Origin of the sequence: Actinosynnema sp. NPDC023587, assembly GCF_040640215.1 — a bacterium.
In the GTDB taxonomy this organism is placed as follows: domain Bacteria; phylum Actinomycetota; class Actinomycetes; order Mycobacteriales; family Pseudonocardiaceae; genus Actinosynnema.
In genome coordinates this window covers 97,348-109,187 of sequence record NZ_JBFABG010000016.1, presented here as the reverse complement: position 1 = coordinate 109,187, position 11,840 = coordinate 97,348, and the positions used below count along the sequence as shown (strand labels likewise).

Annotated in this window: 8 protein-coding genes and 2 pseudogenes; 9 read left to right on the top strand and 1 reads right to left on the bottom strand. The window is 74.6% G+C overall.

The window, feature by feature from the left end; genetic code table 11:
- Window positions 1–140 precede the first annotated feature (140 nt).
- Window positions 141–287 (bottom strand): annotated as a pseudogene (locus tag AB0G01_RS30645) (helix-turn-helix transcriptional regulator); the annotation flags it as partial.
- A gap of 905 nt (window positions 288–1,192) precedes the next feature.
- Between AB0G01_RS30645 and AB0G01_RS30640 the strand changes: the two are divergent.
- The 9 genes and pseudogenes from AB0G01_RS30640 to AB0G01_RS30600 all read left to right on the top strand — a co-directional run.
- A complete protein-coding gene (locus AB0G01_RS30640) occupies window positions 1,193–2,311 on the top strand; it encodes a class I adenylate-forming enzyme family protein (protein WP_360952699.1) in 1,119 nt (372 codons plus the stop codon).
- Entirely contained in the window at window positions 2,308–3,819 is a 1,512-nt protein-coding gene (locus tag AB0G01_RS30635; RefSeq protein WP_360952696.1) for an aromatic amino acid ammonia-lyase, read from the top strand. The genes AB0G01_RS30640 and AB0G01_RS30635 overlap by 4 nt, the downstream gene beginning before the upstream one ends.
- Window positions 3,816–5,717 (top strand): ABC transporter ATP-binding protein, encoded by a 1,902-nt coding sequence (locus AB0G01_RS30630; protein ID WP_360952693.1) that lies wholly within the window; start codon window positions 3,816–3,818, stop codon window positions 5,715–5,717. The genes AB0G01_RS30635 and AB0G01_RS30630 overlap by 4 nt, the downstream gene beginning before the upstream one ends.
- Before the next feature lie 72 nt (window positions 5,718–5,789).
- Complete coding sequence (locus tag AB0G01_RS30625; RefSeq protein ID WP_360952690.1) at window positions 5,790–6,740, top strand: aldo/keto reductase; 951 nt, start codon at window positions 5,790–5,792, stop codon at window positions 6,738–6,740.
- A complete protein-coding gene (locus AB0G01_RS30620; RefSeq protein WP_360952687.1) occupies window positions 6,731–7,720 on the top strand; it encodes an NAD-dependent epimerase/dehydratase in 990 nt (329 codons plus the stop codon). The genes AB0G01_RS30625 and AB0G01_RS30620 overlap by 10 nt, the downstream gene beginning before the upstream one ends.
- A 19-nt stretch (window positions 7,721–7,739) precedes the next feature.
- Window positions 7,740–9,020, top strand: coding sequence for an activator-dependent family glycosyltransferase (locus AB0G01_RS30615; RefSeq protein ID WP_360952684.1), 1,281 nt, complete (start codon window positions 7,740–7,742; stop codon window positions 9,018–9,020).
- A complete protein-coding gene (locus tag AB0G01_RS30610) occupies window positions 9,017–10,270 on the top strand; it encodes an activator-dependent family glycosyltransferase (protein WP_360952681.1) in 1,254 nt (417 codons plus the stop codon). The genes AB0G01_RS30615 and AB0G01_RS30610 overlap by 4 nt, the downstream gene beginning before the upstream one ends.
- Window positions 10,271–10,279: 9 nt before the next feature.
- Window positions 10,280–11,542: an activator-dependent family glycosyltransferase gene (locus AB0G01_RS30605; RefSeq protein ID WP_360952678.1), complete on the top strand. Its 1,263-nt coding sequence runs from the start codon at window positions 10,280–10,282 to the stop codon at window positions 11,540–11,542.
- A 10-nt stretch (window positions 11,543–11,552) separates the two neighbouring features.
- Window positions 11,553–11,678 (top strand): annotated as a pseudogene (locus AB0G01_RS30600) (IS5/IS1182 family transposase); the annotation flags it as partial.
- Between the last annotated feature and the right edge of the window lie 162 nt (window positions 11,679–11,840).

Genomic DNA, 11,840 nt, shown 5'->3' with positions numbered 1-11,840 from the left:
TCCCGCCGATCCGCCTTCCTGGGCCGACGAACCCCGGATGAGCGAGATGGAGACCATGTTCTGGCGAGGTGAGATCGATCCGGACATCCAGGCCAGCGCCGATCGGAGGTCTCCACCAGCAGCCGCTGCGCCAGGGCGTCCCGGCCGTGCACGCCGAGCTTGCGGTACGTGCGGGTGAGGTGCTGCTCCACGGTGCTGACCGTGATCCGCAGCTCGGCGGCGATCTCCCGGTTGGAGTAGCCGGTGGTGGCCAGCGACGCCACCCGCAGTTCGGCGTCGCTGAGCGCGTGGCTCAGGTCGGCGACCAGCGAGTTGGCCGGGCGCTGGTCGAACATGCCGACCCGCAGCGGGACGCCGGCGGCGTGCAGCGGGCCCAGCGCGCCGGGCCGGGGACCGGTCGACGCCAGCGCGAGCACGACCCGCGAGGACCGGGTGCGGCGGGCGAAGTAGTGCAGGCAGCGCACCGAGGCGGTGTCGCCGTGGTGCAGGTCCGCGACCGAGATCAGCACCGGCCGGGACTCGGCGAGGCGGACCAGCGCGGTCCACAGGCCGTGCGCGATCCTGGTCTGCGGCAGCACCGGCACGCCGGTCGGCGACCAGTCCCGGCGCGCGCCGTCCCGCACGAGCTGGGCGACCCGGACCCGCCACGTCGGGGAGAGGGGGGCGCGGCGGAACACCCGGCGGACGGTGTCCATCGGACGGGCCCCGGGCGGGCACGTCACCGACAGCGCGCACACGGCCGGTTTGCCGACCGCCGTGCGCGCCACCGCCGCCGCGCCGGCCACCACCGTCGCCGGACCCGGCGCGGTCCGCGCGAACTCGTCCAGCAGGAACAGCAGGCCCTGGTGCTGATTCCGCATCACACACCGAATCCCTTGTCCGCGTTGTGGTCGTCCGGACGCCTGACCCGGTCGGAATCCGGATCGGACTCGGGACCATACACGCCGATCACCGGGCGACGGGAGCACCGCGCGGCGCACCGGACCCGCCGCGTCCCGCCGGCGAGACAGCGGGCGGGGAGCACGGGTACTTGGTGGGACGCGCGTCCTTGCCCGGTCTCGCGGCGCTCGTGTTACATCGAGAGCGGTCGACCGCGCCCGGCCGCCGACCGCTCCGGCCGTCCGCGAACGCCCCGAAACCCTTTTCCCGCACCAGATCCGGCTCGCTCCGCACGACGTCGAGGAGCTTCCCCGTGGACCACGTCGAACTCACCCCGCGAGAACTGCTCGGCGAGGGGTTCGCCGCACCGCACGTGACCGACGCGCCCTGGGTGGTGCGGTGGGACCGGGTGCGCGGCGACGTCGGGGAGCTGGTCCTCAAGTCGCTGCCCGAGGTGGTCGAGTTCTCGACCTCCGGCACGACCGGCGCGCCCCGGACCTGGTCGCGCACCCGCGAGTACCTGTGGGCGGAGGCGGGGATGCTCGCCGGCCTGCTGGCACCCGGACGTCCCGGCGCGGCGGTGTCGTTCGTGCCGCCCTCGCACCTGTACGGGGCGCTGTCCTCCGTGCTGGTGCCCGCGCACCTGGGCGTGCCCGCCTGGTACCGCCCCGGTTTCGCCGGGGCGATGCCGCCGGTCGAGCAGGACCGGTGCGCGGTGATGGCGATCCCGTGGATCTTCTCCCTGCTGCTGCGCCACCTGCCCTGGGTGCGCGACCGCGAGCACGTCGGCGTCCTGCACGCCAGCGGGATGCTGCCCTCGTCGGCGGCCGACTTCCTGCGCGCGGCCGACGGGCGCGGGGAGATCGTGGAGGTCTTCGGCTCCACCGAGTCCGGGGGAGTGGCCACCCGGCGCTGGACCCGCGGCGAACCGCCGGACTGGGAGCTGTTCCCCGACGTCGAGTTCGCCCGGTCCACTCCGGACACCCCGGACGACGAGGTGCCGCTGGCCGTGCGCAGTCCGCGGATCGCCTTCCAGGACGACGGGCGGGCCCCGGAGAGCTGGGAGCTCGACGACTTCGTCGAGGTGCTCGACGACCGCCGGTTCCGGTTCACCGGGCGGCGCAGCCGGATCGTCAACCTCAACGGCCGCCGGCTCAACCTCGACGTGCTGGAGGACGCCGCGCGGCGGGTGCTGGACGTCGCCGACCTGGCCCTCCAGCCGGTCGCCGACGCGATGATCGGCGAGCACGTGGAACTGCTCGTCGTACCCCGGCCGGGGCAGCGGCTCGGCGACCTCGACCTGTCCGCCGCGATCGACCGGATGGGCGTCCGCCCGCGCCGGGTGCGCGACGTCGAGCACATCGACCGCACCGAACTGGGCAAGTTCCGCCGCGTGCAGCGGCCCACCAACCACGCAGGAGCAGACGCATGACACTCCCCGCCGAACTCGCGGCCGACGTGACCCTGGCAGACATCGTGGCCGGCGCGGGCTGGGACGCCAAGATCGCGCCGTGCGGCCCGGACGACATCGCGGCCATGGAGCGCAGCGCCGCCACCATCGCCCGCCGGCTCGACGCGGACGAACCGATCTACGGCCTCACCCAGGGCTTCGGGCCGCTGGTGTGGTTCGAGGCCGAGTCGGAGCTGGAGCAGGGGCGCAGCCTGATCGCCCACCTGGCCACCGCCCAGGGACGTCCGCTGTCCCCGGAGGTCTGCCGGCTCGTGGTGTGGTTGCGGCTCAACAGCATGCGCAAGGGCTACTCGGCGGTGACGCCGGAGTTCTGGCAGAAGCTCGCCGACCTGTGGAACCGGGGGTTCACCCCGGTCATCCCGCAGGACGGCACGGTCAGCGCGAGCGGCGACCTCCAACCGCTGGCGCACGCGGCTTTGGCCTACACCGGTTTCGGCGACGCGTGGGTGCGCGACGAGGCCGGCCGCTGGGACACCCGGCCCGCCGAGCGGGTGCTGGCCGAGCTGGTGGGCGAGCCGCTGGACTGGCCGGTGCGCGAGGCGCTGGCGTTCGTCAACGGCACCGGCGTCGGCCTGGCGGCGGCGATCGTCAACCAGCGCTCGGCGCTGCGGCTGACCCGCGCGGTCGCGGTGCTGACCGGGCGGCTGGGCCACCTGCTCCAGGCCAACCCCGAGCACTTCCAGCCGGGCCTGGGCATCGCGCGCGGCCAGCTCGGCCAGCTCGTCGCGGCCGACTGGATCCGCGCCGAGCTCGACGGCCGGGCGCGGCGCGGCGCGGACCGGCCGCTGCAAGAGCCCTACAGCCTGCGCTGCGGGCCGCAGGTCCTCGGCGCGGTGCTGGACCAGGTGGACTTCGCCGGCCAGGTGCTGCGCCGCGAGGCCAACGGCGTGACCGACAACCCGATCACGTTCGAGGACGAGGTGCTGCACGGCGGCAACTTCCACGCCATGCCGGTCGGGTTCGCCTCCGAGCAGACCGGCCTGGCCGTGCACATGACCGCGTACCTCGCCGAGCGGCAGCTCGGGCTGGTGCTGAGCCCGGAGACCAACGGCGGCCTGCCGCCGATGCTCACGCCCCGGCCCGGTCGCGGCGCGGGCCTGGCGGGCGTGCAGATCAGCGCGACCTCGTTCGTGTCCAAGATCCGGCAGCTCGTGCAGCCCGCCTCGCTGACCACGCTGCCCACCAACGGCTGGAACCAGGACCACGTGCCGATGGCGCTCAACAGCGCGACCGGCGTGGCCGAGGCGCTGGACCTGGGTTGGCTGGTGGTCGGCTCGCTGGCGGTGGGCCTGGCCCAGCTCACGCACCTGCTCGGCCACCGGCCGGAGGCGGCGGGTCCGTGGCGCGCGCTGGCCGAGCTGTCCGCGCCGCTGGAGGCGGACCGCCCGCTGGGCGGCGAGGTGCGGGCCGCCCGCGACCTGCTCGCCGACCACGCCGCCGTGCTGCTGGCACGGGACGGTGACCGGTGAGTTCGAGCGCCGCCGCCCAGGACTCGGCGACCCAGGACCCGGCGACCCAGGACTCGGCGACCCAGGACCCGGCTGACCCGGTCACGGCCGCGCCGACCGCCGGCGCGGCCGGGCAGCCGGGGGCCTCGATGCTGGAGGCGTCCGGCTGGCGTGACATGTTCCGCCTGCTCGTGCCGCACCGCGGCGCGGTCGTGCTGGGCGCGGTGCTGTCGTTGGTCAGCGGCCTGGTCGCGCTGGCGCAGCCGTTGGTGGCCAAGTGGATCGTGGACGCCCTGGAGGCGCGCGAGAGCGTGCTGGAACCGCTGGTGCTGCTGACCGCGATCGTGGTCGGCGCGGCGGTGGTGGGGGCGTGGAGCCACTACGTGCTGGCGCGCATCGCCGAGTCCGTCGTGCTCGACACCCGGCGCAGCGTGGTCCGCCGGATCCTGCGGCTGCGGATGTCCGAGGTGGGCCGGTTCCCGCCGGGTGACCTGATGGCCCGCGCCACGTCCGACACCGCGCTGCTGCGCGAGGCGCTGAGCCAGACGCTGGTCGACGCGTTGCGCGGGGTCGTGCTGCTGCTGGCCATCGCGGCGATGATGTACCTGATGGACCCGGTGCTGCTGCTGGTCACGGCGGGCGTGCTGGTGGCGGCGTCCCTGCTGATCGGCGTGATCATCCCGTACTTCCAGCGGTACAGCCGCAAGGTCCAGGAGGCCGTCGCCGACCTCAACGCCGTGCTGGAGCGGGCGCTCGGCGCGTTCCGCACGATCAAGGCGTCCGGTTCCGAGCCGGGCGAGGCCGCGGCGATGGACCGGGCGAACCGGCAGGCCTACTCCTACGGGCTCAAGCTCGCCCGGCTCGGCGGCGTCGTCGGCGGGGTCGCGCTGCTCGCGATCCACGTGTCCTACCTGGTGGTGCTCGGCGTCGGCGCGGCGCGCGTGGTCTCCGGCGCGATCCCGATCAGCACCCTGATCGCCTTCCTGCTCTACCTGTTCGCCCTGATCGAACCGGTGGCCGGGCTGATCGGCGCGGGCGCGGGCTTCAGCACCGGCGTGGCCGCGGTGCGCCGGGTGCGGGACGTGACCGACCTGGCGGTCGAGCCGATCGACCTCGACCGCGACCCGCGCGCGGCCCCCGCCCGGCACACCCGGCCCGCCACCGTGGAGTTCCGCGACGTCCGGTTCCGCTACCCGGGACCGGACACCGCGCTGGTGCACGACGGGGTGGACTTCGCGGTGCCGCCGCTGGGCATGACCGCGCTGGTCGGCCCGTCCGGCGCGGGCAAGTCCACCGTGTTCGCCCTGATCGAGCGGTTCTACCGGCCCGAGTCCGGCCGCGTGCTGCTCGACGGCCGCGACGTCGGCGACTGGTCGCTGGACCAGTTGCGCGCCACCATCGGCTACGTCGAGCAGGACGCGCCGATCCTGGCCGGCACGCTGCGCGAGAACCTGCTGCTCGGCGTCGGCGAGGTCGAGCCGGACCGGCTGCGCGAGGTGCTCGTGCGCTGCCGGCTGGCCGCCCTGGTCGACGCGCTGCCCGCCGGCGTGGACTCCCCGGTGGGCCACCGGGGCAGCAGCCTGTCCGGCGGCGAGCGGCAGCGGGTGGCCATCGCGCGGGCGCTGCTGCGCCGGCCCCGGCTGCTCCTGCTGGACGAGGCGACCTCCCAGCTCGACGCGGTCAACGAGGCCGCGCTCCGCGAGACCGTGTCCGACCTGGCCCGCGAGCTGACCGTCCTGGTGGTCGCGCACCGGCTGTCCACGGTGGTGCGCGCCGATCGCATCCTGGTGATGGACAACGGCCGGATCCGGGCGGCGGGCGGGCACGCCGAACTGCTGGACGGCGACGAGCTGTACCGGGAACTGGCGTCGGTGCAGTTGTTGACCTCCGTCGACTCGGGCGACGACCCCGTCGGCTGAGCCCACCCCCTGTCCGCGGGCGACGTCGTAGGGCGCGCCTGGAAACCACATTCGACAGATGTGCAGGTGGTCATGCGGAAGACCTTGATAGCGGAGAAGCTCAAGCTGGGCGTGATCGGCCTCGGGTGCATGTCGATGTCGCACGGCTACAGCCCCGCCGAACGCGACGACGAGGAGTCGATCGAGGTGGTGCACCGGGCGCTGGAGCTCGGCATCACGCTGTTCGACACCGCGGACATCTACGGCCCGTACACCAACGAGGAACTGCTCGGCCGCGGGCTCGCCGGCCGCCGCGAGCAGGCGCTGATCGCCACCAAGTGCGGTCTGGTCCCGCTGCCCGGCGGCAAGCTCACCCGCAACGGCCGGCCGGAGTTCATCCGGGAGGCGTGCGAGCGCTCGCTGGCGCGGCTGGGCACCGACGTGATCGACCTCTACCAGCTCCACCGGGTCGACCCCGAGGTGCCGCTGGAGGAGACCTGGGGCGCGATGGGCGACCTGGTGGCCGAGGGCAAGGTGCGCGCCCTGGGCATCTCGCACGCCACGGTGTCCGAGCTGGACCGCATCCACGCGGTGTTCCCGGTGACGGCCGTGCAGTACGAGCTGTCGGTCTGGGCGCGCGGCACCCGCGACGACGTGCTGCCGTGGTGCCGGGCGAACGAGGCGGCCTTCCTGGCGTTCTCGCCGCTCGGTCGCGGCTACCTCTCCGGCGTCCTGGACGGCGCGACGTTCGGCGTGGACGACTCGCGGTCGCGCGACCCGAGGTTCACCAGCGAGGCGATGTCGGCCAACCGCGCGATCGTGCGCGGCCTGCACGACGTCGCCGAGCGGATCGGGGCGACGCCCGCGCAGGTCGCGGTCGCGTGGGTGCTGGCCCAGGACGAGAAGGTGGTTCCCATCCCCGGCACCAAGAAGGTGCGCTGGCTGGAGGAGAACGCCGCCGCCGCCGAGCTGGAGCTCTCCGAGCGGGACCTGAAGGAGATCGAGGCGCTGCCCGACCCGATGGGCGACATGAAGTGGACCTGAGCACGCGCCCGCTGATCGTCGTGCTCGGCGCGTCCGGCCTGCTGGGCACGGCGGTCGCCCGCGAGCTGTCCGCCCGGCCGGTGCGGTTGCGCCTGGTCGGGCGGCGGCGCGCGACCGTGCCGGCGGGCTGCCGCGCGCAGGTCGAGGTGCGCGCGGCCGACCTCGCCGACGGGGTGGCCGACGCCGTCGCGGACGCCGACGCCGTGGTGCACCTGGTGGCGCGGATGACCGGCCCCACCTCGTGGCGGGTGGCCGACGGCGACCGGGAGGCCGAGCGGATCACCGCCGGCCTCGCGCGGGACCTGGTGGCCGCCGTGCGCGCGCAGCGCCGCGAACGGCCGCCGGTGGTGCTGTTCGCGGGCGCGGTGTCGCAGGCCGGGACGGCGCTGGCCGGCCGGCTCGACGGGACCGAGCGCGACGAGCCGGTGACGGCCTACGACCGGCACAAGCTCGCCGCCCAGCACGCCCTGGAGGCGGCCACCGCCGACGGCGTGCTGCGGGCCGTGACGCTGCGGATGACCACGCTGTTCGGCCAGGGCACCGGGCACGACCGGGGCGTGGTGGCCGCGATGGTGCGGAGGGCGCTGGCCGGCCGGCCGCTGACCATGTGGCACGACGGGTCGGTGCGGCGCGACCTGCTGTGCGTGGACGACGCGGCCCGCGCGTTCACCGCCGCGCTGGACTCGGTCGACGCCCTGGCCGGGCGGCACTGGCTGGTCGGCACCGGCCGCCCGGTGCGGATCGACGCCCTGTTCGGCGCGATCGCGGCGGCCGTCGCCGAGCGCACCGGGCACCCGCCCGTGCCGGTGGTGTCCCAGCCGCCGGACCTCCCGTCCCTGCCGACCGACCTGCTCGACTTCGACCTGGACCCGACGCGGTTCCACGCCGCCACCGGGTGGCGGGCGCGCGTCGGGCTGGCGGACGGCCTGCGCACCGCGGTCGCCGCCGAGCAGCGCCGGACCGCCGCCGCTGCCCGCTGACCACCCCGGAGGACCCGCCATGCGCGTGCTGTTCGCGACCTACTCGGAGAAGACGCACTTCCTGAGCGCGGTGCCGTTGGCGTGGGCGCTGCGCGCGGCCGGGCACGAGGTGCGGGTGGCCAGCCAGCCCGAGCTCACCGCGACGATCACCGAGGCCGGGCTCACCGCCGTGCCGGTCGGCCGCGACCACACCCTGTGGCGGTCGGTCGACCGGCTGCTCACGCCCCGGGTCAAGGAGTTCGACCCGGCGCTCTACGAGCGGACCCGGCGCGGCCAGAGCCCGCCGTTCGACCTGCCCGCCGACCCGGCGGACATCACCGCGGAGTACCTGCGCGACGCCGACGAGGGCGTCGTCGCGACCGCCGGGATGATCAACGGGCCGATGGTGGACGACCTGGTGGCGTTCGCCCGGAGCTGGCGGCCCGACCTGGTGGTGTGGGAGCCCGCGACCTACGCCGGCGCGATCGCCGCCGCGTCGGTCGGCGCGGCGCACGCCCGGTTCGTCTGGGGGCTGGACTTCGCCGGTGCGCTGCGCGGGCACGTCCGCGCGGCCCAGCCCGGCGGCGACGCCCTGGCCGCGTGGCTCGGCGGGTACGGGGAGCGCCACGGTTTCGCGTTCACCGAGGACCTGGCCGTCGGCCAGGTCACGCTCGACCACATGCCGCCGTCGGTGTCGCTGGGCGCGGACGTGGCCCGGCTGCCGCTGCGGTTCGTGCCCTACGGCGGGCCCGCCGTGGTGCCCGGGTGGCTGTGGCGTCCGCCCGAGCGGCCGAGGGTCGCGCTGACGCTGGGCATCAGCGCCACCGAGCGGTTCGACGGCTACCTGGTGGGCGTGCAGGAGGTCCTGGAGTCGTTGGCGGACCTGGACGTCGAGGTCGTGGCGACGGTCGCGGACAAGGAGCGGCACCGGGTCGCGGCGGTGCCGGGCAACGCCCGGGTCGTGCCGTACGTGCCGCTGCACTCGCTGCTGCCCACCTGCGCGGCGGTGATCCACCACGGGGGAGCCGGCACGGTGTCCACCGCGCTGCTGCACGGGGTGCCGCAGGTGGTCGTGCCCGACCAGGCGGACGGCCAGCGCGCGGCGGGACTGCTCGCCGGGCAGGGCGCGGCGCTGGTCGTGCCGCCGGACGGGGCGGGCGGTGGCGCGGTGCGCGACGCGGTGTGCCGCCTGCTGTCCGAGCCCGCGTTCGGTGCCGACGCCCGGCGGTTGCGCGCGGAGGTCGCGGATCTGCCGACCCCGGCCCAGGTCGTGCCGCGACTGGTCGCCCACGCGGCGGCCGGCTCGGCGGCCGTGCGATGAGGGTCCTGTTCACCGCCAACCCCGAGCGCAGCCCGTTCCAGTACCTGGTGCCGATGGCGTGGGCGCTGCGCACCGCCGGGCACGAGGTGCGCTTCGCCGGGCAGCCGGGGTTCGCCGCCACCATCACCGGAGCGGGGCTGACCGCCGTGCCGGTCGGCCGCGACCAGGAGTCGTGGCGGATGTCGGCGGAGATGGCGGAGGCCAACGCGACCCTGCGCGCCGGGGTGCCGCCGCCCTACGACGTGGTGGAGCACCCGGAGAAGCTGACCCGCGAGTACCTCGAACCGGGTTTCGAGCGCGCGGTCACCTGGTGGCACAAGATGGACAACTTCCCGATGATGTCCGGCCTGGTGGACTTCGCCCGCGCCTGGCGGCCGGACCTGGTGGTCTGGGACCCGCTGAACTTCGCCGGCCCCGTCGCGGCGGCCGTCGTCGGTGCCGCGCACGCCCGGCTCACCTGGGGGCTGGACGTGTTCGCCGTCGGGCGCGGGCACCACCTGCGGCTGCGCGACCCCGGCGCGGTCGACCCGTTCGCCCGGTGGCTGGGCGGGCAGGTCGGGGCGCACGGGCTGGAGTTCACCGAGGAGCTGGTGACCGGGCAGTTCACCATCGACCAGTTCCCGGCGTCGCTCCAGATCGAGGCGGACCTGACCTACCTGCGCACCCGGTACGTGCCCTACGGCGGGCCGGCCGTCGTGCCCCGGTGGTTGTGGGAGAAGCCCGCCAGGCCCCGCGTCGCGTTCACCATGGGCGTGACGTCCACGGACCTGTTCGGCGGCTACCAGTTGGGCGTCCAGGAAGCGCTCGACGCGTTGGGGGAGTTGGACGTCGAGGTCGTCGCGACGATCGCGGACAGCGTGCGGGACGAGCTCAAGCGCGTACCGGACAACACCCGGATCGTGCCCTACGTACCGTTGCACGCGCTGGCACCGACGTTGTCGGCGATCGTGCACCACGCGGGCGCGGCGACGATGGCGACGGTGGCGTTGCACGGGGTGCCGCAACTGGCCGTGCCCTACCACTTCGACCAACCGCTGCTGGGCGAGCTGCTCACCGCGCAGGGGGCCGGGTTGTCGGTGCACGCCGCCGAGGCCACCGGGCCGATCCTGCGCGAGTCGGTGCGGAGGTTGTTGGAGGAGCCGCGCTTCCTCGCCGGTGCCGAGCGGTTGCGCGCCGAAGTGGCGGCCCTGCCATCACCCAATGAACTGGTGCGCACGCTCGAAGAGCTGACCGCCGCACACCGTCGCTGAGGAGAGCCCGTGCGCGTGCTGTTCACCACCTACTCGGACAAGAGCCTGTTCCTGTCCACGGTCCCGCTGGCGTGGGCGCTGCGGGCGGCCGGTCACGACGTCCGGGTCGCCGCGCCGCGCGGCCTGACCGAGGTCATCACGTCGGCCGGGCTGACGGCGGTGCCGGTGGGCCGGGACGACGGGATCATCCGCATCCTGGAGGAGGACCCGCAGGCGCAGGCGGACTTGCGCCCCGGCCTGCCGTCGCCGTACGACGTGGTCGACCGCCCCGACGTGTCGTGGGCGGAGCTGTCCGAGGGCTTCGGCGAGCAGGTGACGTGGTGGCACAAGATGGTCAACACGCCGATGATCCCGCAGCTCGTGGAGTTCGCCCGGCACTGGCGTCCCGATCTGGTGATCTGGGAGCCCAACACGTACGCGGGGGCCGTCGCCGCGCGCGCGGTCGGGGCGGCGCACGGGCGGTTGCTGTGGAGCATGGACGTCTTCGGCGTCGCGCGGGACCGCTACACGCGGCTGCGGCCCGCCGGCGAGCCCGACGTGCTGGCGGACTGGCTGGACGGGTACGCGCGGCGGCACGGCGGCGCGTTCGGCGAGGACCTGGCGGTCGGGCAGTTCACGCTGACCCAGTTGCCGCCGTCGTTGTCGGTGCGGGCGGACGTGCGGTACGTGCCCGTGCGGTACGTGCCCTACGGCGGGCCCGCCGTGGTGCCGGACTGGCTGCGTGAACCGCCCGCGCGCCGGCGGATCGCGTTGACGCTGGGGGTGACCTCGGCGGAGCGGTTCGGCGGCTACACGTTCGGCGTGGGCGAGGTGCTGGAGTCGTTGGCGGACCTGGACGTCGAGGTCGTCGCGACGATCGCGGACCGGGAACGGCACCGCGTGCCCCAGGTGCCCGCCAACACCCGGGTCGTGCCCTGGGTGCCGTTGCAGGCGTTGGTGTCGACCTGCGACGCCGTGGTGCACCACGCCGGACCGGGAACGCTGTCCACCACCGCGTTGGCGGCCGTGCCGCAGTTGGCGCTGCCGTGGCACTTCGACGAACCGTCACTGGCGGCCCGGCTCGCGGCGCAGGGGGCCGGGCTGATGGTCCACTCCGACGACGCGTCCGGCGCTGTGGTGCGCGCACGGGTGGAAACGCTGGTGACCGAACCGGGGTACCGGGAACGGGCCACGGCGTTGCGGGACGAGATGGTCGCGATGCCGACGCCGCACGACGTCGTGCGGACCCTGGTGGAGCTGGTCGAAGAACACCGCGCGGTGCCGGTCGGCTGAGTGATCAGTCCTGTTCGGCGGGTCGGGCGCGACGTGTTGGCGGCGGTTGACCGAGTGGCACGAGGCCGGGGTGTGGCGAGAGTTGCCCGAGCGGCTGCTCGCCGAACTCCGGGCGGCCGGTCTGCTGGACCTGTCCGCGATGCTGGTCTACTCCACCCACTCGCCGTCCCGCCGATCCGGGACGTGGTCGGCACACCCCGCCGTCGTCCGCGTCGGCTCCACGCCGACCGACGTCCACCAGGCCGTCCTCAGCCTGGCCTGTTCGATCCTCTGCCTACGAAGACTCATTCTGAACCGA